We start from the raw sequence: 25163 nt of genomic DNA, 5'->3' as shown, positions 1-25163 counted from the left end.
GCCCGACAAAACTTCCGAGCTTATTTATAATTAGCACACCCTAGTTTCCAAGCCCTCAGACATTCAAGTTGAGAATTCGTGAACAGCGCGACAAGGCGCTTCTGGAACCCGCCCAAAACAAAACCGCCAGTGCGTGAAACACTGGCGGCTCTGTGTCAAAATCGAATGTCCCGATCAGTCGTCGAGGCTGTCAAGATAAGCAATCAGATCAACACGATCTGTTTCTTTTTTCAGGCCAGCAAAGCTCATGCTTGTTCCGGGCGCAGCCTTGCGTGGGCTTTCAAGGAAAGTAAACAGCGCCTCGGGCGTCCATGTGTCGCCCACCTGAAGCAGTGCTTCGGAGTAGCCAAAGCCCTCAACCGCATCAATCGGACGGCCAACAACACCGTAAAGATATGGGCCTGTTGCGTTCGCGCCTTCTTCAACCTTGTGGCAAGCCGCGCATTTTTTGAAAACTTTTGCGCCAGAGGCAACATCAGCCGACGCCATAAGTGTTGCAAAGTCGGGGCCTTCTTCCTCAACCTCGGCTTCGCCGCTGTCTTCCACTTCAATAACATAGCCGGCAACATGTTCTTCACCATGCGCGCCATGTCCGCCGCCAACAGCGTAAAGCGAGTCAGCGCCCCACTTGGCGAAAAGGAAAAGCAGCAGCGCGCCGCAGAATGCGCCGAGAGTTTTTGTAAATGTCATCGTATCAAACATGTGTCAGATTCCGTTTGGTAGCTTTTGGCGGTTATCTATCCGCTTCCACTCCCTTTACGCAAGGTGTAGTTTGCGCGGCTAAATGCCCCGATCATGCGGGGAAGCACAAAAAAGGTTAAAAAATGACCCAGAGGATCGCATTTCAAGGCGAGCTTGGCGCCTATAGCCACGAAGCCTGCACCACAGCCCGCCCTCAGGCTATGCCCGTGCCCTGCGCCTCCTTTGAAGACGTGATAGAGGCGGTGAAATCAGACAAAGCCGATCTCGCCATGCTCCCGGTCGAGAACACAACCTATGGCCGCGTTGCCGATAATCACCGCCTGATCCCCGATTGCGGGCTGTTCATCGTCGATGAAGCCTTCGTGCGGGTGCGTATTGCGCTCATGGCCAATGCAGGTGTGCCGCTTGAAGCGGTCAAAAGCGTGCGCGCGCATCCCGTGCTGTTGCCCCAGTCCGCCACATTCCTCAAAGCTCACAACATTTCGGGCATCTCCGCCGCCGACAGCGCGGGTGCGGCTGCCGAGCTTGCCGCCTCCGGCGCGCAGGATGAAGGCGTGCTCGCCTCCGAGCTGGCCGCCGAAATTCACGGTCTCAACGTGCTTGCCAGCGATATCGAAGATCACGGCCACAACACCACCCGCTTTGTGATCATGGGCCGCGAGGCCGATCATTCCCGCCGCGGCAAACTCGGTATGATGACAACCTTTGTGTTCGAGGTCCGCAACATCCCGGCCGCGCTCTACAAAGCCATGGGCGGTTTCGCCACCAACGGGGTGAACATGACCAAGCTCGAAAGCTACATGGTCGACGGCTCCTTCACAGCCACGCGGTTCTATGCCGATATCGACGGCCATCCCGACGATGCCAATGTCAAACTGGCGCTGGAAGAACTGGATTATTTCACATCCTACGTGCGGGTGATTGGCGTTTATCCGGCTGATCGCGAGCGCTGAGGCAGGCCTCCCATTGCGCGCCTTCATACTCGCTTTCGCCCTCACCCTCACAACAGCCTCACAGGGGCAGGCAAAAAACGTCTGCACCCTCCTGCTGGATGCCGCCTCAGATGAAATACTGCTTGAAGAGGGCGATTGCACCTCGCGGGTGACACCCGCCTCCACCTTCAAGATCCCGCTCGCGGTCATGGCCTATGATGCAGGCCTCCTGAAAGACGCGAGCACCCCCGTCATGGCCTTCCGGACAGGTGATCCCGACTGGGGCGGAGCCAACTGGACGCGCGATACCGGCCCCGCAAGCTGGATGCGCTTCTCGGTGCTCTGGTATTCCCAGCGCATCACCGCCCGAATGGGGGCCAAAACCCTCACCCGCTACGCACAGGCCTTCGGCTATGGTAACGCCGATTTCTCGGGCGATACCGGTTATAACAACGGGCTAGAGCGTGCATGGATCGCCTCGTCGCTCAAAATCTCGCCGCACGAGCAAGCCGCCTTCCTGCGTGCGCTGGCTCTCGATGCCCTGCCCGTTACTTCGCAGGCGATGAAGCTCACCCGCAACATCGTCGCGCGGGAGCAAGTCGCGGGCTGGACAATCCACGGCAAAACAGGCGCCGCCTACCCCCGCCGCGCCGACCGCAGCTTTGAGTATGCCCGCGGTTGGGGCTGGTATGTCGGATGGGCCACCAAGGGCAACAGAACGCTGGTTTTCGTCAAACTCACCCAAGCAAGCCAGCGCACAACAGGCTCCCCCGGAAACCTCACACGCGAAGCTTTCCTGCGCGATTGGCCCGCCCTCGCCAAATCACTGGCGCGCCCGTAAGAAGCCCTACGCAAAGCCCCCCCTGACAGTTTGTGCAAAAACGCTGCTCACGCCCGATCGCCACATTTGCGCAAAAAACAGCCGCGCCTGCAGGGTAAGGCTATGCGCAACGCCTGTTTGCGGGTAAAGCCTCACAAATGCGTTATCAGGCTCAGGAATATCTCACCGCTCACGCCCGCAAAAGCGGCGAGCTTTGGCGCTTTGCCTTGGGGCTGGTGCTTGTTGCGGTCTGCTATCTCGCACTCGGGTATACCTACTTCACCCTGATCGCAGAGCTGGTCACACCCCAGGACTGGCCCGCGCTCGTCTCCGAGATAGACAATGGCTCCAGCAGCCGTGGCATGCTCGCCGTTCTGGCCTCCTTCGGATTCATCATCATTGCGCTGGCCTTCGTGACCAATGTTCTCCACGGGCGCACTCTCGCCACGCTCTTTGGCTATGGCCGCCCCTTCACCATGCAGTTTCTGCGTGTCGCAACGGCGCTTGGCGGGCTTGCGGCTATCTTGTGGTTCCTCCCCGAGCCCAAAATACTCAAGCCGTTCCACAACATTGATTATCTGCGCTGGCTGGCGCTTCTGCCGCTCTCGCTGCCTCTGCTTCTGGTGCAGGTCACCTCCGAGGAGCTTCTCTTCCGGGGCTATATCCAGAGCCAGCTTGCCGCACGGTTCAAGAGCCCGCTGATCTGGCTGGTGCTTCCCTCACTCGTCTTTGGCGCGCTCCATTATGACCCAGCCTCCGCAGGCCAGAACGCTTGGGCACTTGCCTTCAGTGCTGCGCTCTTCGGCCTTGTCGCCGCCGATCTGACCGCCCGCTCAGGGACGCTGGCCGCCGCCATCGCCTTGCACCTTTTTTTCAACTTGGACTCAATTCTTTATGTTGCACCGGGCGACAGGCTCCATGGCCTCGCGCTCTATACCTACCCGTTCGAGCTGTCCGATCCGGCCTTGCTGCCGGTCTGGCTGCCTTATGATATCATGATCCTGCTCTGCGCATGGCTCGCCGCACGGCTCTCCATGAGGCGCTAGGCAATGCAGCATTCTCCCTATACGGCACACCGCGCTTTCATCTCGCCGGCTTTCAAGCGCAGCGGTCTCATGCTGGCGGCCTTCGGCTTCGGCATCATCGAGTTTGGCTATATGCTCGGCTACGATCTGCTCGACGAGGCCTTTCAGGCCGTGCCCCCCGCCTGGGCCGATGCCTTTTACACGGGCGCAACCCCGCTCGGCCTTGCAGCACAACTCCTGTCCTTCATCATCCTCGCCGCACCGGTCATGCTGGTCACACGGTTCCTGCACCATCGCTCCCCGCTCACGCTTATCGGCCCGCTCGGGCTGACATGGCGGCAATTTCTCGCCGTTTTCGTGCCGCTCATGCTGCTCTTGCTCGCGCTCGAGCTGGTCCCCCCGTGGTGGAGCAGCGAAGCCCTCGACAGCACGCGCAGCCTGCCGGTCTGGCTCATGCTCCTGCCGCCCGCTCTGCTGGCCATTTTCGTGCAGATCGGAGCCGAAGAGCTGCTCTATCGCGGCTACCTGCAGCAGCAGCTCGCCACCGTGTTCAAACACCCCGCAAGCTGGCTCATCCTCACAAACCTCGCCTTCGGCCTTGCCCATTGGGATACCGGTGCAGGCGGCACGGCCAGCGCACAATATGTGATCTGGGCGTTTTTCTTCGGCCTCTGCGCCTCCGATCTCACGGCCCGCTCCGGCACACTTGGCCCCGCCCTCGCCCTACATCTGGCCAACAACGCCTTCGCCTTCCTGCTCTATGGCGAGACCGATGGCCCCTCGTCGGGCTTTGCGCTCTTTCTCTTTGCCCCCGAAACAATGGGGGCCGCCTTTGATACGGGCGAACCCTCACTCTTCAGCTGGCCCCTTGCGCTCGAACTTGGCATCCTGCTTGTCATGTGGCTCACAGCCCGCATCGGCCTCAAGCGCTGATTGCATTTCCCGCCCGTCCTGATTATCTGACACTCAGACAAGCGAAACGGCAAAGGCTCTCTTATGAACTGGATCACAAACTACGTCCGCCCGCGCATCAACTCGATCTTCTCGCGCCGCGACACGCCCGAGAACCTCTGGAGCAAATGCGACGCATGCGGCACGATGCTGTTTCACCGCGAACTCGCCAACAATCTCAACGTTTGCACCTCCTGTGGCCACCACATGGCCATTTCCCCGCGTGACCGCTTCACAGCGCTCTTTGACGGCGGCATCTTCACCGAGGTCAGCGTCCCGCAGCCCATCGAAGATCCGCTCAAATTCCGCGATCAGAAAAAATACCCCGACCGCATGAAAGCAGCCCAGAAAGCCACGGGCGAAAAAGAGGCCATGCTTGTGGCCGAAGGCGAAATGGGCCGCACGCCCATCGTCGCCGCGGCGCAGGACTTTTCATTCATGGGCGGCTCCATGGGCATGTATGTCGGCAACGCAATCATCGCTGCCGCCGAACGTGCGGTAAAGCTCAAGCGCCCGCTCGTGCTCTTCTCCGCCGCCGGCGGCGCGCGGATGCAAGAGGGGATTCTCTCGCTCATGCAAATGCCGCGCACCACAGTCGCCGTGCAAATGCTCAAAGAAGCGAACCTGCCCTATATCGTCGTGCTCACCCATCCGACAACTGGCGGCGTCACCGCATCCTACGCCATGCTGGGCGATGTCCAGATCGCCGAGCCAAACGCACTCATCTGCTTCGCCGGCCCCCGCGTTATCCAGCAAACCATCGGCGAGCAACTCCCCGAAGGCTTCCAGCGCGCCGAATATCTGCTTGATCACGGTATGCTCGACCGCGTGACACCGCGCACCGAAATGCGCGAGGAGCTGGTCAAAATCATCCGAATGCTCATGGCCATGCCGCCGCCCGTCGCTGGGGATTTGCCCGCGCCCGAGGCGCTGGAGCCCGAAAAACCCGAGGCCCCTGCCCAAAAAGCAGACGCCAAAAAATGAGCGGTGGATCAGATATCATCCTTGAAAGGATGATGGCGCTTCACCCCAAGATCATCGACCTGACGCTTGACCGTATGTGGAAGCTGCTCGACGCTTTGGGCAACCCGCAAGACAGCCTCCCCCCCGTGATCCACATCGCAGGGACCAACGGAAAAGGCAGCACGCAAGCCATGCTGCGCGCAGGCATCGAGGGCGCAGGCCTCACCGCACACGCCTATACCTCGCCGCATCTTGCCCGCTTTCACGAGCGTATCCGCCTTGCGGGCGAGTTGATATCCGAGCCCCACCTCACCGAGGTGCTCGATGAATGCCTCGCCGCCAACAAAGGCGCGCCGATCACCTATTTCGAAATCACGACCTGCGCGGGCATCCTCGCCATGTCGCGCACCCCTGCCGATTATACCCTGCTTGAAGTCGGCCTTGGCGGGCGGCTCGACGCCACCAATGTTGTCGCACGCCCCGCACTCACCATCATCACACCTGTGTCCTATGATCACCCGCAATTCCTTGGCGAAACTGTCGCCGAAATCGCGGGGGAAAAAGCAGGCATCATCAAACGCGGCGTGCCGCTCGTCATGTCAGCCCAGACCGAAGACGCCGCCGAAGTGATCGAGGCCCGCGCCGCAAAGCTTGGCGCGCCGCTTCTCGCACAAGGCCAGCACTGGCACGTTTCCGAGGAGCGCGGCCGCCTCGTTTACCAAGATGAAACAGGCCTGCTTGACCTGCCCCCGCCCGCGCTTATGGGCGCACACCAGTTCCAGAACGCAGGCGCAGCCCTTGCGGCCCTGCGTCACCTCGGCCTGCCCGAAGCCTCTTATGAAGCCGCTGTCACCCAAGCCAAATGGCCCGCACGGATGCAAAAACTCGCCCGTGGCCCGCTGCTCAATGCCGCGCCAGATGCCGAGCTCTGGCTCGATGGCGGCCACAATGCCGCCTGCGGTGCAACCCTGGCCGAAACGCTCACCCGCCTGCCCAAGCGCCCCACCTATATGATCTGCGGTATGCTCAATACCAAAGACATCGCGGGCTACCTCGCCCCCGTTGTGCCGCATATCAATGCGCTGCACGCCGTTTCAATCCCGGGAGAAGCCAGCACGCTGCCCGCCGAAGTCACGGCCCAAGCCGCGACAGACGCAGGCATACAGGCCGAAGCCGCCGAAAGCGTCATAGCCGCGCTGAACAGGATCACGGCCAGCGAGCCAAACGCACGCATCCTCATCTGCGGCTCGCTCTATCTCGCAGGCTACATCCTGCGCGAACACGAATGAGCCTCTAACATCCTGTTTCCAAGTGCAATTCTACCCCTTTTGCTCCGCAGTATATTGACCCGCCGCCCGCGGGGCTGATAGCTGAAGCCCAAACGGGTGTCAGGTTTCACAATGGTTCGTATTTACACAGTTCTCGCCGCCTTTCTCACAGTCACACTCGCCTTGGTGCTGCTTCAGCCCTCACTGGACGAGCCGCAAACGCGCAGCCCCGATGTCACAACCCGCGACACAGTAAACCTGCTCGACACAGTGGAAAGCGCCCCGATTGATGCTCTCGTCGCCCGGGCTCTCGCCGAAAGCGCTCAGGCCCCCGCCTTTGCCGCGCCCGTTGCCGCCGCTCCCTCGAACGATCTGCAAACACTTACATTTGCCACCCTTGGCAACCTTGATCGCGCCACAGGCCGCAATACCCTTGAAGGCGCCGAAGGCAGCCTGCTCTATCATCTGGTGCAGCGTTCTGTTGCGGCGACAAGCTTGGAAAATGACCCCTATACAGCCAGACTGCGGGCCGAAGCGGCTTTATATTAAGGCTTTCCGCCCCGCTTTCCCGCCCCGCGCCAAAAAAATGCGACTCACTTCCAAAGGCTTAGCCCAATGCCCCCCGTGAATCGCAGAAAAACGAATCACAGCTTATTGACCGATTCGCTCCGATTCGCCTATATATTGTGTCAGCAGTCTAAGCGCGCCCAAGCCATATAAGGCGCGCAAGGATCTCGGGGGATAGTTATGAAACGCCATTTTGGCCTTATTGCCGCTGGTTTGCTCTGCGCACCGGTCGCCACAGTCGCACAAGATGCGCGTATCACACCTGAAATCGCGTCAAAATCGATCACTCTCGGCAATGGTGAAGAACTCCGGATCGAGCGCATTCAAGACCCAGATCACCAGCTCACAGGCGAGTTCACAAAAACCTCCCGCGCCTGTCCACCGTTCTGCATCACTCCGATGACTGTTTCCGCAGGCGTCGAAACAGTCGGCGAGCTTGAAGTGGTCGCCTATCTGGAAAACGCTGTTGCAGCAGGCACAAGCCTGCTGCTTGACAGCCGTATGCCCGAATGGTTCGTCAAAGGAACAATTCCCGGCGCGGTCAACGTCCCCTTCGCCACGCTCGATGAAACAAACCCCTTCCGCGATGAAATCCTCAAGGCCCTCGGCGCCCGGCAAAGCGGCGGCGCATGGGATTTTTCAGTGGCGAAAGACCTTCTGCTCTTCAGCAACGGCCCGTGGTCCGATCAGGCTCCCCGCGCCATCCGCTCCCTGCGCAGCGCAGGCTACCCAGCCGAAAAAATCAAATATTACCGCGGCGGCATGCAAGTCTGGATGCTTCTCGGCCTCACCGTAAAGCAACCCACCTCATGAAATTCGACCTCGCCACCCTCAACCCCAATCTTGTTCGCATGACGGGTATCGGCGCGGCCTTTTTCACAGTCACCCTTGCGCTGATCCTGCTGCAACCCTCTGCGCCAAAACCTGCGCCGCAGCCGGACATGTCCGCAAGCCTGCCCGATAGCAATGATGAAAATACAGTCGCCCGCGGCGACACAAGCCTTCTCGGCCTCACCGAGGCAGAGCCAACCGACCCGCTGTCCGCAACAGTGCTCGCAAGCCTCGCAAGCAATGCGCCGCCACCCGCCGCCGCAAGCGATGATCCCCTGCGCAGCCTCACCTCGGGTGTGCTCGCCAGCCTCTCGGGCAATGCCTCCGTGTCAGATGCGCCCCGCTCTATGGAGCAACTCGTCGTTCAGGCGCTCCGGCAGGGCCAGTCCGATGCCTACATCGACGCACTCGTCAACGAGGCCGCCTCCACAGGCCGGATCGACGTGCCGGAGGCCCTGCGCACCAATCAGGGCCGCGTTGATACACACACCCTGCTTGCCGATCTTGTCTCCAAATCCAGCCCCGCCACGACCGGCCATGTCACCGACACAAACGCAAAAGGCGTCGAAGTGCGCGTGGTCCAGCGGGCGGGCGAAACCAGGAAATACAATTTCTACACCGTGCAACCCGGCGACAGCCTCGGTGCCATCGCGCACCGCTTCTACGGCGATGCACTCTTTTACCGTTCCATCTACGACGCAAACCGTCAGGTTCTGTCCAGCCCCGACCGCGTCCGCGCGGGCCAGCGGCTGAGCATCCCAGAGATCACATCAGGATAAGGCAAACACACCAGTTTCGGGCAGGGGGAATTGAGGGGCCGAACCAACGGCCCCCTTTTCTTTTCTAACGCCTAGTCCTCGCCCCAGCCGTCCGCCTGCATCTCGCGCAAGCGGCTCGCCGTGCGCTCGAACTCGAAGGTTCCCTCACCTTCAACATACAGCATCTCGGGCTCCGCCGCCGCGCTGGCAATCAAGCGCACCTTGGCCTCATACAAAGCATCAACCAGCGTCACAAAGCGCTTGGCTTCGTTAAAGTTGTTGCGCGACAGGCGCGGGATATCTTCCAAAATCAAAACCCGCACCGCCTCGGCAATGGCAAGATAATCCGCAGGCCCGAGCATCTTGCCGCAGAGGTCATGAAACCGCGCTCGCCCGACCCCGTTCTGGAAGGCAGGCAAAACAACCTCGCGCTTGTTCACGCTCAGGCGCAAAGGCTTGGCATCCGCCCCGCCCATATCCGCCCAGATCGCAGCAATCGCCGCGCGCGAGGCCTCATTCGCAGGGGCAAAATACGTTTCTTCCCCCGCAAGCCTGTCTTGGCGGTAATCCGTCGCACTCACCAGCTCATGCACCACGAGCCGCTCTGTGATCAGCTCGATAAACGGCACAAAAAGCTGGCGGTTCAGCCCGTTCTTATAAAGATCATCCGGCACACGGTTGGATGTGGTCACCACAACAACACCCGCCTCGAACAGCGCCTCAAACAAGCGCCCGACAATCATCGCATCGGTAATATCGGTGATCTGCATCTCGTCAAACGCAAGGCAGCGCACCTCCTTGATCACCTTCGCCGCCACGGGCGCAAGCGCATCGGCCACATTGTCCTGCCGCGCCTCATGCATACCCTTGTGGATTTCCTGCATGAACGCATGAAAATGCACCCGCCGCACAGGCACATCGAGACACTCGACAAACAGGTCCATCAACATCGACTTCCCGCGCCCGACACCGCCCCACATATAAAGCCCTTTGATCGGCGCGGGCTTCTTGGCAAACCAGCCGCTCTTCACAGGCTCCGCCAGCTCGCGTCGAATGCGCTCAAGCTCGGGCAAGACTGCCTCCTGAGCCGCATCCGCCCGCAGTGTTCCATCAGCCACACGGGCCGCATAAGCTTTGAGTATATCGCGCGTCATGGGACACTTCCTAAAGCCATTCCCCCCCAAGGCGCAATCCCCCGCAGGGCGTGGCAAACCCGCCATAACCGCCCCCACCGAACGCCGCGTTTACCGAATTCCCTTAACGAAAATTAACAAACAGGCGGTGCACGCAGGGTGCACGGGTTGTGCACGGGTTTCACCCCCCTGGAAGCAGCGCAAATCGCGGTTCTTAATCAAGGTTAACAAATGAATAATTGACCTTCTCGCGATGCCCCGCCAATCTATCCTGCGAGCAGGAGTCACCCATGCAAAAACAAGCCTCTCTTTTCACCCCCGTGTTGCTCACGGGTTGCCTGATTATCCTTGTGTCCTTTGCCATTCGGGCAAGCTTCGGGGTCTTCCAGATTCCCATCGCCACAGAGTTCAACTGGCCCCGCGCCGAGTTCTCTCTGGCCGTCGCTATACAGAATCTCGCATGGGGTATCGGCCAGCCGTTTTTCGGCGCTATTGCGGAGAAAATAGGCGATAGAAAGGCCGTCATCATCGGCGCACTCATCTATGCGGCGGGGCTTGTCCTCTCGTCTTTCGCTGTCAGCCCACTGGAGCACCAACTCTATGAAATCCTTGTCGGATTCGGCGTAGCGGGCACAGGCTTCGGCGTTATTCTCGCGGTCGTCGGGCGGGCAAGCTCGGATGAAAACCGCTCCATGTCACTGGCCATTGTCACGGCAGCGGCCAGCGGCGGCCAGATCCTCGGCGCGCCTGTTGCCGAGTATCTTTTGGGCTTCATGTCATGGCAGGATGTCTTCCTCGTCTTCGCCGCCTCCGTGCTGGCGCTCATCCTGCTTTTGCCCTTCATGCGCGCGCCCGTGGCGGCCACCAAGCAAGAGCTTGAAGAAAGTATGGGAACTATCCTCAAACGCGCCGCGCGCGACCCGTCTTTCACTTTGATTTTCTTAGGGTTTTTCTCCTGCGGCTATCAACTTGCCTTCGTCACGGCGCACTTCCCCGCCTTTGTAACCGAGATGTGCAGCCCCATCGTGTCCGGCTCCCTGCTCTCCAACATCGGCGTCACCTCAACCTCGGCTTTGGGAGCCATCGCCATCTCCCTCATCGGCCTTGCAAACATCGGCGGAACACTCACCGCAGGCTACCTCGGCAAGCGCTACTCCAAGAAATATCTGCTGGCCTCGATCTACCTCGCGCGTACCTTCGTTGCTGCGGGTTTTATCCTCACCCCGATGACCCCCGGGACCGTCCTGCTGTTCTCGGTTCTCATGGGCTCTCTCTGGCTTGCCACCGTGCCGCTTACCTCGGGCCTCATCGCCCATATCTACGGGCTGCGCTACATGGGCACGCTCTATGGCATCGTCTTCTTTTCCCACCAGCTCGGCAGCTTCCTCGGCGTCTGGCTCGGCGGGCGGATGTATGATATTTACGGAAGCTATACAGCGGTCTGGTGGTTCGGCGTTGGCGTAGGGCTGTTCTCCGCCATTGTTCATTTGCCCGTGCGTGAAAAGCCACTGACCGCACCTGCTTAAGAGATTATTATGCTTAGATTTTTTCTCAGTCTTGCGCTTACGCTTTCACTCAGCAGCATTGGTCCGGCAGAGGCCGATCCGGTGACTGATGCCATCGCAAAAGCGCCCTACCAGTATCGGGCGGCGATCCGCAATGTGCTCAATTCTCCCGTGCATGCGAAGGCACTGGCCACATGCCCCGCCGATGTTTTCCCCCGCAAGGGCCGCTATGCAAACGGCATGACAGAATGCGGAAAGAACCCCGACAAGTGCTATAAAGCCTGTATTTCAGGGGATGGAAACGCTTGCTTCGGGCTTGCTCATGCCTTCGAGAAATCACGCACCGACAACAGCCGCCGCGCCAACTATTCCGACTTCACCTACACGCTGTTTCTGGCCTCCTGCCAGCAGGGCAATGCAAACGGCTGCACAAACGCAGCCGCCACATCAAAGAACGGCACATGGATCAAAGAGCCGCCCGCAAAGTCGCGCAGCATACCCTGCCAATACCGCACCTATAAAGCGTCTTGCGATGCCAACGCATACTGGGGGTGCAGCATGCTCGGCGGGCTTCACATGCGCGCCGATGCTGGCCAATACCGCTCGGCGGCCAAATCAAAAGCAGCCTATGAAAAGGCACGCAGACTCAGGAAGTCCGGCAGCTGAGGCTTCGAATTTCGCTTCGCTAAATTCGACCGGCTGGGGGCTTTGCCCCCAGACCCCCAGGATACTTAGAGCAATAAGAAAGACCTAGCGTCGGCGCCAAGCCTCGAGGATATAGCGGCTTGTCATAAGATCTAGATGAGCACCGCCACCGTTCTTGAACAGGGTGATTTCGCTGTCTGATGTCCGCTGCATTTTCTCGGCGCTATAGTAGTCTGCAAGGATATCCTCGCGGCTGATCACCCCCGTTTGCAACGGAATTTCGATCTCGCCAATGTGGCCAACTGTGGTGTTGAAGCTGTCCACAAAAATGCTTGATCGTGTCAGCGCTTCGTCATTGGCCTCGCGCATATCGGGGCGGTAAGCGCCAATCAAATCAACGTGTTGCCCGTCCTGAAGCCATGCGCCCATAAGGTTTGGCTCGGTCACCATTGTGGCTGATGTGATGATATCCGCCTCTTTCACAGCAGCTTCAAGGCTATCAGCCACCTTCATGCCGGGATACTCCGCCGCCATCTTCTCGGCATTGGCGCGCGTGCGATTCCAGACGGTAAACTCCGCTTCGGGGAAGCCCGCGCCATAAGCCTGCCGCAGAGAGCGCCCGACCGTGCCGGCTCCGATGATCAGAATCTTGCGGCTGTCCTTGCGCGCAAGTTTCAGCGCACCAAGCAGCGAGTCTCCCGCTGTCTTCCACTTTGTCACAAGGTGAAAATCAACAATTGCTTCAAGGCTGCCATCGGCATCTGAGTAAAGGCTCACCCCACCACCCACGACAGGCTTGCCAGCTTGCGGATTATTCGGAAAAATCGTCGCCGATTTCACGGCAATCCCCATGCCGTCAATCCAGGCCGCGCGGCTCAAAAGCGTGTCTTTGCCGCGGTAGAGAAAGGTATCGCCGATCTCCGCCTTGGGCAGCTTGTGCCCCGCCTCGAAAGCCTGCGTGAGCCCGACCCAATCAAGCAGCTTCTCTCCCTCGTGAAACGGGACCATCTCAATGCTCATCTCGCAGCCTCCTCGCTTAGCAATCCGTGTGACACCAGAGCTTGCGCCCAGCTTTCCTCACTGTCAACGCGATGGGTCTGCCAGCCGCGCGCGCGCGCCGTGGCAAGGTTGTCATCGCGGTCATCGCCAAACAAAAGCCGCTCCGGGGCTATCCCGCAATCGGCTTCGACGGCGGCGTAAATGTCGGCGAAGGGCTTGCGCATGTTCATATCCCCCGAGATGTAAGCGCGGTCGAACTCCTGCAAAAAGGGATGAGCCTCAGCACTCCAGCGGAAGTTCTCGGAGCCGAAGTTTGACAGCGCAAAAACAGGCACACCCGCCGCCTTCAAGGCCCGCAACAGCCGCACAGAGCGGTGCATCACAGTGCTGGCAATCAACAGCCATTCATCACGCAAGATCAGCAGTTCTTCGGCAAACTCGGGGTGCTTCCCGGCCGCCTCCGCAATGCTCTCGCCAAAGGGCGCGCCTGCGTCGATATCATTCATCAACCCGTGCAAATCATAACCGGCAAAAAAGGCTTCTTGCCGCGCTTGGCCCAGGCGCTTGGTATAATAGCGCTCGGGCTTCCATTCGATCAGCACATTGCCGATGTCAAAAATCACAGCCTCAACACTCATTTTGCAGCCTTTCGCAACTCGCGTTCCAATGCCTCAAGAAAGCGCGAGCGGTCGGTTTTGGAAAACGCCTTGCCTCCGCCCTGCCGAAACGGGTCCGCCGCGCGCAAATCATACATAAGGTCGCGGGTGGCCAGCACATTGCCGATATTCGCCGCTGTAAGAGCCTCGCCATTATGCTTAAGCACCTGCGCCCCCGCCTCCACACATTTCGCCGCCAAGGGAATGTCGGAGGTGATCACCACATCGCCTTTGCCCGCACGCTCGGCAATCCACATATCGGCAATGTCAGGCCCGTCCGGGACAATCTCGTGGCTCACATAGGGGTTGGCCGAGGGGCGCAGCCCGCCATTGCTCACCATCACAGCCATGACCTTGTGGCGCGTCGCCACGCGCTCCACTTCTGCCTTCACAGGGCAGGCATCGGCATCAACATAAATCACGTTTTCTTCTTCACCTTGAACTCTTCGGGAATGGGCATCCGGTTGAACGCATCAAGCCCTGCTATTTTGTAGGCCTCCGCCAAAGTCGGGTAGTTAAACGTGTTCTTCACGAAGTAATCCACAGTCCCTTTCAGATTGAGAACCGCCTGCGCGATGTGAATGAGCTCGGTCGCCCCCTCGCCCACAATCTGCACCCCAAGAACACGCCGCGTCTTGAGGCTCACCAGCATTTTCAGCATACCGTGCTCCAGCCCCATGATATGCCCCCGCGATGTCTCGCGAAAGCGCGCAACGCCGATCTCGTAAGGAATCTCGCGCTCCTGCATCTCTTCTTCCGACATGCCGCAGGTGCTGATCTCGGGGACAGAATATATCCCGTAAGGAAACCACGGACTCTCAGGCAAAGTCGGCGTTTCAAGCGCATGGCAGGCTGCCACACGTCCCTGCTGCAAAGAGGTCGACGCCAGCGAAGGGTGCCCGATCACATCACCCGCTGCATAGATATGCTTCACTTTGGTCTGATAGCCCTTGCGGTCCACTTCAAGCCGCCCGCGGTGGTCTGTTTCCAGGCCAACAGCCTCAAGCCCCAGCTTCTCTGTTGCACCCATACGCCCCGCCGCAAACAGCAGCATATCGGCGCGCACATGGCGGCCGTTCTCAAGGCTCACTTCCACATGGGTTTCCGCATCCTCGATCTTGGAAATAGCCGAACCAAGGCGCAGGTCCACGCCGTTTTCCTTGATCTGGTGAGTGAAATCCTGAATGAGCGCCGTGTCGATGAAATCAAGGAAGCTGTCGCGCGGCTCAATGAGCGTGACCGTGACATCAAGCGCTGAGAACATCGTGGCATACTCAACCCCGATCACCCCGGCCCCGACAACAACAAGCGAGCGGGGAATCTCGGCCATCTCGAGGAACTCGTCACTGTCCACAATCGTGCGGCCATTGAACGGCACATAATCGGGGCGGTAGGTCTTTGTGCCCGTCGCGATCAGAAATTTGTCACCCGTCATGCGCGAGGTGTCACCCGCCTCGGTGGCCACCTCGATCTCGTTTGGCCCGACAAACTTCGCCATGCCCAAAAGCGTATCCACATGGTTGCGGTTGAACTGATGCTCCAGCACATCCACCTCGTGATCCAGCGTCATATGCAGGCGCGCCTTAAGGTCGCCCGCGTCGATATCGTCTTTCACACGGTAAGAACGGCCATAAAAGCTGCGCTCGCGCCAGCCCGAAAGGTTCAGCACCGTTTCGCGCAAAGTCTTCGAGGGGATCGTGCCGGTGTGCACAGAAACGCCGCCCAAACGGTCCTTGCGGTCCACAACGAGAACGCGGCGCTTGAGCTTGCCCGCCTGAATGGCCGCCGCCCGCCCCGCAGGGCCGGAGCCGATGATGATCAGGTCATAATGCGCCATGAAAAGTCCTTATGCGTAGAGAGCTTCGGCATGAAAGGCGATGTGGTCTTCCATGAACGTCGAGACGAAGAAATAGGAGTGGTCATAGCCCTTCTGAAGCCTGAGTGTTGCCTCCTGACGGCGTGCATTTACAGCCTCGGCCAGCGCCTCGGGCTTGAGCAGGTCGATAAACTGGTCACTCGTGCCTGTATCCACCAAAACAGGTCCGCCAAAACCCGTCTCGCGCATCATAAACGCCGCATCGTGGCGCGCCCATGCGGCCTCGTCCGTGCCAAGATAGGCCTTAAGCTGCTTTCTGCCCCACTCGCTCGCTGTCGGATGACAGATCGGGGAGAAGGCCGAAACAGAACGATACTGCCCCTTGCGCCCCATAGCGAGCGTAAGCGCGCCATGTCCGCCCATGGAGTGCCCCGTGATGGCCTGACGATCAGGATCAATGGCAAACTCGCTTGTGACCAGCGCAGGAAGCTCCTCGGCCACATAATCCCACATCTGGAAATGCGGCTTCCAGGGGTCTTGCGTCGCGTTCACATAAAATCCGGCCCCTTGGCCAAGGTCGTAGGCTTCGTCATCGGCCACAACCTCACCACGTGGGGAGGTGTCGGGAAAGACAAGCGCAATGCCCTGCTCGGCGGCCCAGCCCTGCGCCCCCGCCTTCACCATGGCGTTCTCATGTGTGCAAGTCAGCCCTGAAAGATACCACAGCACAGGCACTGGTCCGTCGCGTGCCTCTTCCGGCATAAAAAGCCCGAATGTCATATCGCCGCCCGTGGCCTTGGAAGCGTGGGAATAGACCCCCTGCACTCCGCCAAAACATCTGTTTTCCGCAATCTTTTCCATAGGCCATGCCTCCGCTGATACTCAAATTCACGCACAGCCATAACAAGGCACACGCGCGGGGCATATCCCCAAACCGTCAATCTTCGCTTAATTGAGACCTCAGGGCCGCTCAATACATCTTGGTAACCCAAGCGATCACGGCGGAAACCGTCACAATACTGGCTCCGGTCGAAATCAGAATCGCGGCAGATACCCTATGCGGCGCAACGCCATAATGCTGCGCAAGAATATAAACATTCCCCGCCACGGGCAGCGAGGCCGCGGCAATCATCACAGCCGCAGGATACGGATCAACCTCGAACAGAAAGATTGCCGCAAACGCCACAAAGAGAGGGTGCAACACCAGCTTGCAAAAGCTCAGCCAGCTCGGGACAATAAAGCGCTCGGCAGACTTTGAGGCCAGAGAAGCGCCAATGGCAAACAAGGCGCCGGGCGTGGCAGCCGCGCCCAGAATGCTGACAAACTCGTTCACAGGTGTCGGCAGCGGCACACGGCTGGCCGACCAGAGAAGCCCCAGCACGATCGACACAATCATAGGGTTTTTCAGCAAGCCAAGCCCGACCGTTTTCAATATCCCTATGCTCATCCGCCCGTCCCGCGCGCCCGTGACCAAAATCACAATCAGCGAGCCAAAGACGATGAGATCAATCGCCAGCAACAGCATGATCGACTTAACCGCATCTTCACCCATCAGAAGCGCGAGCATGGGAAGCCCGAGAAAACCCACATTGCCGATCGCGGCACATTGCGCCTCAACGGCGGCCTCCTCAACGCTGCGCCCAAGATAAAACGAAATACCCGTCGCAACCCCGTAAACAAAGGCCGTGCCCCATAGGTAGGCCGCAATAAAGCGCCAGTCGATCAACTCGGCAAAGCTCAGGTTGGCCGCAAAGCGGAACAGCATCGCCGAAAGCGCGAAATAGAACACGAATTTGGTGATATAGGCTGTGGCTTCTTCGGTAAAAAAGCGTGTCTTACCTGCGCCGTAGCCCAGCCCGATAATGGCAAAAAACGGCAGTGTTTTCAGAAAAATCTCGACCATGTCTTTTCCTAAAGCGTTTCGAGACAAACTTAAATCACCAGTTTTTCTCGAAGCGCCCACAACATTGATCTGTTGTGCCGCGTTTCCACATAACCCTGTTTCAGGTTTAAGTAGGAACGCTTTAGGTTCAGATTGGGAGAACATCAATCACAATTGCACCCGCGAAAGCCCCGATATGCTCGACGCCTTCCTGCTTCATCATCGAAACACAGACAATGTCGGTGATCTCTCCTGCTCGCCGCACGACTATTTTGATTTCGGTAAGGCCGCGGTGGCCGATTTCGGCTCTCCTGTTCCACCCACCCACCGCCTGATCATGGGCGGCGGACAGATCTGGAAGTCCTGCGTCCGCACGCAGCGCCGCGGCGGTCACCGCGCCAAACACTCTGTCATCTGGGGTGTCGGTATCGGCCCGCAGGCTGTGCGCTCGCCCGAATATACCGAAATGCGCGAAAGCTGCGCGCTCATCGGCACGCGCTGTGCGGGGCTTGAAAGCCTCGGCGCACGCTATGTCCCGTGCGCCTCGGCTATGTCAGCGCATTTTGAGTCAGCCCCCGCGCCAAGCCACGAACTCGTCATGTTCGCCCATGCCAAATACTCCGACGACATCCCCCGCCTAGCCGGCACCCCCGAAATGAACAACACCAATGTCTCGCTCAAAGACGCGATCCATTTCATCGCTTCGGGCGAAACGGTGCTGACAAACTCCTATCACGGCACATACTGGGCGCTGCTTCTGGGCCGGCGGGTGATCTGCATCCCCTTCTCCCAAAAGATGCGCTTCTTCCCCGATCCGCCCACACTGGCCAAGCCTCACAACTGGCAAAAACACATCGGCAAAGCGCAACGCGCAGAAGGGGCACTGGAAAAAGCCCGCGCCCTCAGCCGCGCCTTTTACGACGATGTGATGAACCTGTCCTAGCCGCCGCCGATGATCACACCCGCTGCAAAAACAAGCGCGCCCCCCAACACAACCTGAAAGGTCGCCCGAAAGAACGGCGTGTCCATAAAGCGGTTCTGTATCCAGACAATCGCCCAAAGCTCGATAAAGACAACGATGATGGCAAGGGACGTTGCCGTCCAGAAATCGGTGATAAGATAGGGCATCGCATGGCCCAAGCCACCCAGCGTTGTCATGATCCCGCTGGCAAACCCGCGCTTCCAAGGGCTGCCACGCCCCGAAAGCTCACCATCATCCGAGGCCGCCTCGGTAAAGCCCATGGAGATCCCCGCGCCCACACTCGCCGCAAGACCAACCAGAAAGGTCGTCCATGTATTCTGCGTGGCAAAAGCCGTGGCAAAAATCGGCGCAAGCGTGCTCACCGAACCGTCCATCAGCCCCGCGAGGCCGGGCTGCACCCATGTCAGCAAAAACTGCCGCCTTGATTGCGCCTCTTCACTTTGCAGCGCGTTTTCGTCGAGGTGCTCTTCTGCCAGCTCGCCCGCGCGCTTCTGGTGGCCCGCTTCCGCCGCCGCCAGATCACCGAGCAGCATGCGCGTGTCTGCATCCTGCGTGCGTTTGGCCGCATTCAGATAAAACCGTTCCGCATCACGCTCCATGCCTTCCGCTTCCTCGCGGATTCGTTCAATCCCGAGGTTCTCGATCAGCCAGACAGGCTTGCGCGTATAATAGCCGGCCACATGCTCTCGCCGCAAAAGCGGAATGACATCCCCGAAGCGCTTGCGGTGCAACTCAATCAGCGCCTGCCTGTGGCCGTCTTCTTCCTCGGCCATACCCTCGAATATCTTCGCCGTATCGGGAAACTCGTCGCGTAGCTGCTCCCCGTAGCTACGGTAAATGCGCGCATCATCTTCTTCCGAAGATATCGCCAGCGCCAGAATTTCCTGTTCGTTCAAATCCGCAAATCTGCGGCGTTGCGGGAGAAATCGCATCACAAACTCCAGTTTAGAATTATTCTAATTTATGCCTTACCTTGCACCGTGCTTCAAGTGAAATTCCTTGCTGTCCCCAGACAGCTGGGGCTAACCTGTCGAAATATCCAAAGGACACATCATGCCAAACCTCATCAAAGTCTCCCCCGATGTAGAGCCCGAAACCGAGCGTCCCGATCCCGCCAAGCTCATCACAGGTGATCCTGTCTTCACAACTTGGAACCTTGAGGAAAAAGACGGACTCTTTGCAGGCATCTGGCAATCCACCGTCGGCAAATGGCATGTCTCTTACGATGAATGGGAATACTTCCGCATCCTTGAAGGCGTTTCCGTCATCACCGATGCAGACGGGCATTCAACCCGCCTTACAGCCGGCGACAGCTACATCCTCCGCCCGGGCTTTTCCGGCACATGGGAGGTGCTCGAAACCACCCGCAAGGATTACGTCATCCGCCTCTGACTTCTGACCAGCGCACGCTGCATTATGTTAATTTCCGTTAACATGTTCCCGTTTTGGCGGTGCACGGGGTGTGCACGCAATGTGCACGTTTTTCACCCCCTGAAAGCAGCCCGTTTTGTGGGCCTTAACCAATCCGAACGCAGCCCGAAAATCCGTTTTTTCTTGCTAAAAATATCCCGAGGGGGGCTTCATAAGCCGCAAGGCTTATGAAGCGGGGGAGCAGCGCTCCCCCGGACGGTCGGATTTGCAAAGCAAATCCGAAAACCTATCCAACCACGTTAAAGTCAGGCCCGTAAGGATAGCCCGTGATGTTCTCGTTGCCGTCTTCGGTAATGATCAGAATATCATGCTCCCGATACCCGCCAGCGCCGGCTTCGCCCTCGGCAACCGTCAGCATCGGCTCCATGGAAATCACCATTCCCGGCTCCAGCACCGTGTCGATATCTTCCCGAAGTTCCAGCCCCGCCTCGCGGCCATAATAGTGGCTCAAAACCCCGAAAGAATGACCGTACCCAAAGGTGCGGTGCTGCAAAAGTTGACGCTCTTCAAAGAACGCGTTGATCTCGTGAGTCACCTCCGAACAGCGCGCCCCGGGCTTCAAAAGCGAAATTCCGAGCTCGTGGGCCGCCACATTGGCCTCCCAGATTTTCAGGCTCGCCGCATCCACTTCGCCCACAAACATGGTGCGCTCCAAAGCGGTGTAATAACCTGAAATCATGGGGAAAGTATTGAGACTCAGAATATCTCCCCGTTCAAGCCTGCGGGCCGTCACAGGGTTGTGCGCGCCATCGGTGTTGATGCCCGACTGGAACCAGACCCAGCTGTCACGATACTCCGCGTCAGGGAAGCGTTTGGCAATCTCAAGTTCCATCGCGTCCCGTCCGGCCATCGCCACATCAATCTCGCGCGCACCTTCCTTCACGGCATCTCGAATGGCATAGCCGCCCACATCGGCAACCGCCGCGCCCGCGCGGATCATGACAAGCTCGTCAGCCGACTTGTGCATCCGCTGCACCATGGTCGCGCCCGCAATGTCGACAGTCTTGGAGGGCGTGAGAAAATCCCCGAGCTTGGCCATCTGCACCATGCTGATGTGGTCACCCTCATAGCCGACAACGCGGCCCGCACCCGACACGGAGAGAACCGCGCGCCAGTAGTTGTCACGCTGCCAGTCGGTATAGGTAATGTTGTCACAAAACGAGCGTCGCCAAGGCTGGCCTGCGTCAATTCCCGCCGAAATCGTCACACACTCATCCGCCGTAACAACAAGCCCATAAGGGCGGCCAAACGAACAGTAGGTGAACCCCGAATAGTAAGAAACATTGTGCATGGACGTGAAGACAATCGCCTCAACTCCCATGTCTGCCATGATCTTGCGAAGCTTCGCAATCCGCGCTTCATATTCGCTCACCGCAAATTGCAGCGGCGCTTTTTCACCGTTGTGAAAACGGTACATTTCTGGGCGTGCAGTCATAATGACCCTCCTTTGCACAAGAAAGGTCCCGGCGTTCAGGACTGGATGATAATGCGCGTGTCGTCAGGCGGCGCCACCGCCCTCGCGTGGTTTCACATTGCTGATTCCGCACAATCTGGCAAGATAAATCGAAACACCCAAGGAGACGCCCCATGCCAAAAGCCGGCCCGCTCAACCTCATCACCGATGTCGCAGGCCTGCGCGTGGGCAATGCCTCTGATCTGCATATCAAAACAGGCTGCACTGTTTTGCTGGCCGATGCACCCTTCACTGCAGGAGTGCACGTCATGGGCGGCGCGCCGGGAACCCGCGAAACCGATCTGCTCGCCGCCGACAAGACCGTTGAGCAGGTCGATGCACTCGTACTGTCGGGGGGCTCGGCTTTCGGGCTTGATGCAGCCTCTGGCGTAGCCGATGCCCTGCGTGCACAGGGCCGCGGCTTTGCTGTCGGTGATCAAACCGTGCCCATTGTCCCTTCCGCGATCCTCTTTGACCTCATCAATGGAGGCAACAAGAACTGGGAAGAAAACCCCTACAAACGCCTTGGCCACGAAGCCCTCGCCAATGCCGCCGTGTCATTCGAGCTTGGCCGCACAGGCGCTGGCACAGGGGCCACAACGGCCACGCTCATGGGCGGCCTCGGCTCGGCCTCTGTTATCCTTCCCTCGGGTCACACAATCGGCGCGCTCGTGGCTGTGAACGCGCTCGGCTCGGCCACAGTGGGCGAGGGCAAGCATTTCTGGGCCGCGCCTTTCGAGCTTAATCACGAGTTCGGCGGTCTCGGCCTGCCCACCGCGTTTCCCGAGCCGCACATGCCCCCCACCAAGCTCGCCTCCCACGCCAACACAACCGTCGGCATCGTCGCGACAGATGCCACCCTTACACAGGCCCAATGCACCCGTCTCGCCACAGCAGCCCATGACGGCTACGCCCGCGCGCTCGTGCCCTCGCACACACCGATGGACGGAGACCTGATCTTCGCCGCAGCCACAGGCGCAAAGCCGCTTGAAAACCCCCTTGCCGACACGCTTTATCTGGGTCACGCCGCCGCCACAGTCATGGCCCGCGCCATTGCTCGCGCGGTCTATGCCGCAACCCCGATGGAGGGCGATCCCTTGCCCGTCTGGCAGAACACCCATTAGAAAGAAGTGATCGAGGCCAGTCAATTTTGAACAAGAGAGTAGACAGAATGCAGAGTTTTTTGAAGCGAACGGGCGTCACCTGCGCCATGATAGTGGCGCTTGTCAGCGCTGTTTCGGCGCAATCCCTCGATAAAGTCAAAAGCGATGTGCTTTCGGCCCTGTCCACGCCCCTCCCAATCACCATTGTCGGGCCGATGCTGGCACAGGATGTTGAAATCACCGAGCAAGCCGAAGGCTTTCGCGCCACACTCAAAGGCGCGTCCCTGATGGGTTTTTTTCCGATAGGTGATGTCTCGATGACGCTGGTTGCGCTTGATGAACAGACCTATCGCATCAGCGATATGGTGTTTCCCACCACGCTTGATTTCCCCGGAATGGCCACAATCACTCATTCAGCCATGTCGCTTGAAGGCACATGGTCAGCCCAAAATCGCTCGTATTCTGATCTGAAATGGGTGATCGACGGGTTGCGCGTAGCGCCCGCCAATACGCCAACTGGTGCCTTTTCCCTGGGTGAACTTTCATTTGATGTCACCAAAGCACCCGATGCATCCAACACGGAGAGCCGCTTTGCAATCAGCGCCAAAGAGGTTTCCATGCGCGGACTCACCCCCGATGATGTGAGCCTCGCGCGTGTCGAGGCGCGACTGCTGGCCAATGGTGATGAACCCGTCGATCTTTACTCAGTCGTCCGTGAGGTCGCCATTCGCAGCACCATGCGCGATAGCGGCGCAAGTATTCAGGCGCTTGCCGCCAGCCTTTTGGGCAATACATATGAAACCGTTTCACTCGAGCTTGAGGCAGACGGGCTAAACATCGAAGGAACAGCCACAAACGACCCAAGCTATCTGCGCGCCGATACAATGGCGATCAGCGCGTCGCTAAACGGTGTTGCCCCGCGTAACTGGGAGGCCGCCGACATCACCCTGAAGCTCGGTGGAGTGCGCCAGAAAGACACCGCCATGGACGGGCAATATTCCGTTGGCGAGGCGCTGCTCAGCTTCCGCGCGGCCGAGTTGCCCGTGGCCGCTATGTTCAACGCTTACAAACGCCTTAAAGCGGCTGGCTCGGGCCGCCCGGTTATGGCGAGCGAGCTTCTGGACGGGCTGGCCAAATTCGGCAAAGTCGAGATTGTCACCAATGGTAAAGCGCTAAACGCCGAAACGCTGAAGCGCTTTTACCCAAGCGATTCCTCACAACCGTCAGAGCTGAAGCCATATTTCGATGTCGCTTATGATCGTTGGGACATGCAGCTTGCCCTCGCCGGTTTCAACCGCAATCAAGGCAAAATCCTGCTGAGCGCTGCACTCGACGGCGGAACGTTCCTTCCTCAAGAGACCTTCCCTGAAGACACCCTGCGCGATGTTGAGGCTTGGTTCCCGATCACGTTCAACCAGTCGGGTAGCGTAAGCGAAATTAATGAAGGCTTTCTCAAAACCATGCTTGAGGATGTCTCGATCCAAGACCTGAGCGAGCCTGTCGAACTGATCATGCCACTGGTGCTTTATGCCAGCGCCACGGTTTTCGAGGTGACATCGGGCGAAGATGTCTACGAAACCGCGCTCTTCCGCCTGTCACACAATGGCAACTTCAAATTCTACCCCACCGAGCTGTTCAATCTCTTGCCATATGAGGGCGAGGCCACAGTGCGCTTTTCGGGCTTCAGCAAGCTCATAAACTACTTTGAAGCAATGCCCGAACGCGGCACGATGTCCCCCGACGAAATGTCTGCGGTCCGTGCCGGAATGATGGTCATGCGCAACCTTGGGCGCAAGGCGGGAGATGATACCTATGAGTGGGATATCAAGCGCCCTGACGTGACGAAGATGGAACTCTTGGTCAACGGCGTGACCTTCCGCTACCCGAGCATCGCCGCCATAATGCCGCTCATGTTCGGGGCGGTTATGGGGCGCTATTAAGCAGGGTGCCGAGCAAGTCGCTGTCCTTGCTCTCTAACGGCTCCAACACATCAAAATGGTGCCTGCCCTCCTCAACGTGGAGAGGGCAACCCCAGGCCTCACTGAGCCAGCGCGCCTGATCGAGAAACGCAGGCCGTTCAGCGGACCCGACACAAACCGTCACAGCACAGTCCACACGATCCGTCATAAAGATAGGGCTTTCCGCCACGGCCTCGGCTTCATCCAGCTTGAAATCAGCGTTCATCGACGTGCGCATGAGAGGGCGCAAATCCGACAGGGGCGAAATCGGCATCACATGCCGAAGTCGCGACGCCACAGCCACAGGCAGCATCCCCCGCGCCATCATCCGCGCCACCAAATGCCCGCCCGCCGAATGCCCCGCCATCACGATTGGCCCCTCGACAGCACCCGCGGCTAGGCTCACTGCAGCGGCCACTTCACGGGTGATCCCCGTAATCGACGTTTCGGGGCAAAGCGTGTAACTCGGCATCACCACAGCCCAGCCCTTGGCCAAAGCTCCCGACGCCAGATGCGACCAATAGCTTTTATCCAGCATCCGCCAGAAGCCGCCGTGCACAAAAATCATGAGGCCTTTGGGCGTGCCTTCAGGCCTGAAAATATCCAGCCTCTGACGCGCCGCTGGCCCATAGCCCAGATCAAGCTCTGCTGCCTTCGCACCGGCCCGGAAAGCCGCCGCAGCGGCCTCCCATCGCGGCGGATAGCTCTCGCCTTCTGGTATGTAGGCCGCGTTGGCGTAGGCGTCGTCCAGCTCCATAGCTTGCTCCAATTTGATCAAATCAT

Annotated in this window: 26 protein-coding genes; 15 read left to right on the top strand and 11 right to left on the bottom strand. The window is 58.9% G+C overall.

The window, feature by feature from the left end:
* Positions 1-174: 174 nt before the first annotated feature.
* The gene (locus OE750_RS11930; RefSeq protein ID WP_263764453.1) at positions 175-702 is read right to left on the bottom strand and encodes a c-type cytochrome; all 528 of its coding nucleotides are present in this window, start codon (positions 700-702) and stop codon (positions 175-177) included.
* A 122-nt stretch (positions 703-824) separates the two neighbouring features.
* Between OE750_RS11930 and OE750_RS11925 the strand changes: the two genes are divergently transcribed.
* The 9 genes from OE750_RS11925 (at position 825) to OE750_RS11885 (ending at position 8838) form a co-directional block, all read left to right on the top strand.
* Complete coding sequence (locus OE750_RS11925; protein WP_263764452.1) at positions 825-1655, top strand: prephenate dehydratase; 831 nt, start codon at positions 825-827, stop codon at positions 1653-1655.
* 13 nt (positions 1656-1668) lie between these two features.
* Positions 1669-2475, top strand: a complete 807-nt coding sequence (blaOXA, locus tag OE750_RS11920) for a class D beta-lactamase (protein WP_412176226.1) — start codon at positions 1669-1671, stop codon at positions 2473-2475.
* 137 nt (positions 2476-2612) lie between these two features.
* Positions 2613-3500: a CPBP family intramembrane glutamic endopeptidase gene (locus OE750_RS11915; RefSeq protein ID WP_263764450.1), complete on the top strand. Its 888-nt coding sequence runs from the start codon at positions 2613-2615 to the stop codon at positions 3498-3500.
* 3 nt (positions 3501-3503) lie between these two features.
* The gene (locus tag OE750_RS11910) at positions 3504-4412 is read left to right on the top strand and encodes a CPBP family intramembrane glutamic endopeptidase (protein ID WP_263764448.1); all 909 of its coding nucleotides are present in this window, start codon (positions 3504-3506) and stop codon (positions 4410-4412) included.
* A gap of 63 nt (positions 4413-4475) precedes the next feature.
* Positions 4476-5414 (top strand): acetyl-CoA carboxylase, carboxyltransferase subunit beta, encoded by a 939-nt coding sequence (gene accD / locus OE750_RS11905; protein WP_263764447.1) that lies wholly within the window; start codon positions 4476-4478, stop codon positions 5412-5414.
* Positions 5411-6682: a bifunctional folylpolyglutamate synthase/dihydrofolate synthase gene (locus OE750_RS11900; RefSeq protein WP_263764446.1), complete on the top strand. Its 1272-nt coding sequence runs from the start codon at positions 5411-5413 to the stop codon at positions 6680-6682. The genes accD and OE750_RS11900 overlap by 4 nt, the downstream gene beginning before the upstream one ends.
* Before the next feature lie 111 nt (positions 6683-6793).
* Positions 6794-7210 (top strand): hypothetical protein, encoded by a 417-nt coding sequence (locus OE750_RS11895; protein WP_263764445.1) that lies wholly within the window; start codon positions 6794-6796, stop codon positions 7208-7210.
* 198 nt (positions 7211-7408) lie between these two features.
* The gene (locus OE750_RS11890) at positions 7409-8041 is read left to right on the top strand and encodes a rhodanese-like domain-containing protein (RefSeq protein ID WP_263764444.1); all 633 of its coding nucleotides are present in this window, start codon (positions 7409-7411) and stop codon (positions 8039-8041) included.
* Complete coding sequence (locus OE750_RS11885; RefSeq protein ID WP_263764443.1) at positions 8038-8838, top strand: LysM peptidoglycan-binding domain-containing protein; 801 nt, start codon at positions 8038-8040, stop codon at positions 8836-8838. The genes OE750_RS11890 and OE750_RS11885 overlap by 4 nt, the downstream gene beginning before the upstream one ends.
* A 71-nt stretch (positions 8839-8909) precedes the next feature.
* Here OE750_RS11885 and zapE read toward each other — a convergent pair whose 3' ends face one another.
* Entirely contained in the window at positions 8910-9971 is a 1062-nt protein-coding gene (gene zapE, locus OE750_RS11880) for a cell division protein ZapE (RefSeq protein WP_263764442.1), read from the bottom strand.
* A gap of 269 nt (positions 9972-10240) precedes the next feature.
* On the opposite strand from zapE, the gene OE750_RS11875 reads away from it, so the two are divergent.
* Positions 10241-11476 carry an MFS transporter gene (locus tag OE750_RS11875; RefSeq protein ID WP_263764441.1) on the top strand — a complete coding sequence of 412 codons (1236 nt, stop codon included), beginning with the start codon at positions 10241-10243 and terminating at the stop codon, positions 11474-11476.
* Between the two features lie 9 nt (positions 11477-11485).
* Positions 11486-12121 carry a hypothetical protein gene (locus OE750_RS11870; RefSeq protein WP_263764440.1) on the top strand — a complete coding sequence of 212 codons (636 nt, stop codon included), beginning with the start codon at positions 11486-11488 and terminating at the stop codon, positions 12119-12121.
* A gap of 84 nt (positions 12122-12205) precedes the next feature.
* On the opposite strand, the gene OE750_RS11865 is transcribed toward OE750_RS11870, so the two are convergent.
* From OE750_RS11865 to OE750_RS11840, 6 genes are all read right to left on the bottom strand, one after another.
* On the bottom strand, positions 12206-13120 hold the full coding sequence (locus OE750_RS11865) for an ornithine cyclodeaminase family protein (RefSeq protein WP_263764439.1): 915 nt from the start codon (positions 13118-13120) through the stop codon (positions 12206-12208).
* Positions 13117-13737, bottom strand: coding sequence for an HAD-IA family hydrolase (locus tag OE750_RS11860; protein WP_263764438.1), 621 nt, complete (start codon positions 13735-13737; stop codon positions 13117-13119). The genes OE750_RS11865 and OE750_RS11860 overlap by 4 nt, the downstream gene beginning before the upstream one ends.
* Positions 13734-14177, bottom strand: coding sequence for a YaiI/YqxD family protein (locus OE750_RS11855; protein ID WP_263764437.1), 444 nt, complete (start codon positions 14175-14177; stop codon positions 13734-13736). Before OE750_RS11855 ends, OE750_RS11860 begins: the two co-directional genes overlap by 4 nt.
* Complete coding sequence (gene sthA / locus OE750_RS11850) at positions 14174-15592, bottom strand: Si-specific NAD(P)(+) transhydrogenase (protein WP_263764436.1); 1419 nt, start codon at positions 15590-15592, stop codon at positions 14174-14176. Before sthA ends, OE750_RS11855 begins: the two co-directional genes overlap by 4 nt.
* Positions 15593-15601: 9 nt before the next feature.
* Positions 15602-16432, bottom strand: coding sequence for an S-formylglutathione hydrolase (gene fghA, locus OE750_RS11845; RefSeq protein ID WP_263764435.1), 831 nt, complete (start codon positions 16430-16432; stop codon positions 15602-15604).
* Between the two features lie 109 nt (positions 16433-16541).
* Positions 16542-17474, bottom strand: coding sequence for an AEC family transporter (locus OE750_RS11840; protein WP_263764434.1), 933 nt, complete (start codon positions 17472-17474; stop codon positions 16542-16544).
* A gap of 175 nt (positions 17475-17649) precedes the next feature.
* On the opposite strand from OE750_RS11840, the gene OE750_RS11835 reads away from it, so the two are divergent.
* Complete coding sequence (locus OE750_RS11835) at positions 17650-18396, top strand: polysaccharide pyruvyl transferase family protein (RefSeq protein ID WP_263764433.1); 747 nt, start codon at positions 17650-17652, stop codon at positions 18394-18396.
* Here the strand turns inward: OE750_RS11835 and mbfA are convergent.
* Positions 18393-19367, bottom strand: a complete 975-nt coding sequence (gene mbfA / locus OE750_RS11830) for an iron exporter MbfA (RefSeq protein WP_263764432.1) — start codon at positions 19365-19367, stop codon at positions 18393-18395. The genes OE750_RS11835 and mbfA overlap by 4 nt on opposite strands.
* Positions 19368-19488: 121 nt before the next feature.
* On the opposite strand from mbfA, the gene OE750_RS11825 reads away from it, so the two are divergent.
* Positions 19489-19827, top strand: a complete 339-nt coding sequence (locus tag OE750_RS11825; protein WP_263764431.1) for a cupin domain-containing protein — start codon at positions 19489-19491, stop codon at positions 19825-19827.
* A gap of 265 nt (positions 19828-20092) precedes the next feature.
* On the opposite strand, the gene OE750_RS11820 is transcribed toward OE750_RS11825, so the two are convergent.
* Positions 20093-21301, bottom strand: a complete 1209-nt coding sequence (locus OE750_RS11820; protein ID WP_263764430.1) for an aminopeptidase P family protein — start codon at positions 21299-21301, stop codon at positions 20093-20095.
* A gap of 152 nt (positions 21302-21453) precedes the next feature.
* Between OE750_RS11820 and OE750_RS11815 the strand changes: the two genes are divergently transcribed.
* Both OE750_RS11815 and OE750_RS11810 read left to right on the top strand, forming a co-directional pair.
* The gene (locus tag OE750_RS11815; protein ID WP_263764429.1) at positions 21454-22443 is read left to right on the top strand and encodes a P1 family peptidase; all 990 of its coding nucleotides are present in this window, start codon (positions 21454-21456) and stop codon (positions 22441-22443) included.
* 47 nt (positions 22444-22490) lie between these two features.
* Entirely contained in the window at positions 22491-24362 is a 1872-nt protein-coding gene (locus tag OE750_RS11810; RefSeq protein WP_263764428.1) for a hypothetical protein, read from the top strand.
* Here the strand turns inward: OE750_RS11810 and OE750_RS11805 are convergent.
* Positions 24346-25137, bottom strand: coding sequence for an alpha/beta hydrolase (locus OE750_RS11805; RefSeq protein ID WP_263764427.1), 792 nt, complete (start codon positions 25135-25137; stop codon positions 24346-24348). The two genes, OE750_RS11810 and OE750_RS11805, sit on opposite strands and share 17 nt — an antisense overlap.
* Positions 25138-25163 lie beyond the last annotated feature (26 nt).

Source organism: Lentibacter sp. XHP0401, assembly GCF_025751535.1.
GTDB lineage: Bacteria > Pseudomonadota > Alphaproteobacteria > Rhodobacterales > Rhodobacteraceae > Lentibacter.
Note: the sequence above shows the minus strand (reverse complement) of the source record. Positions and strands in the feature narration are given on the sequence as shown.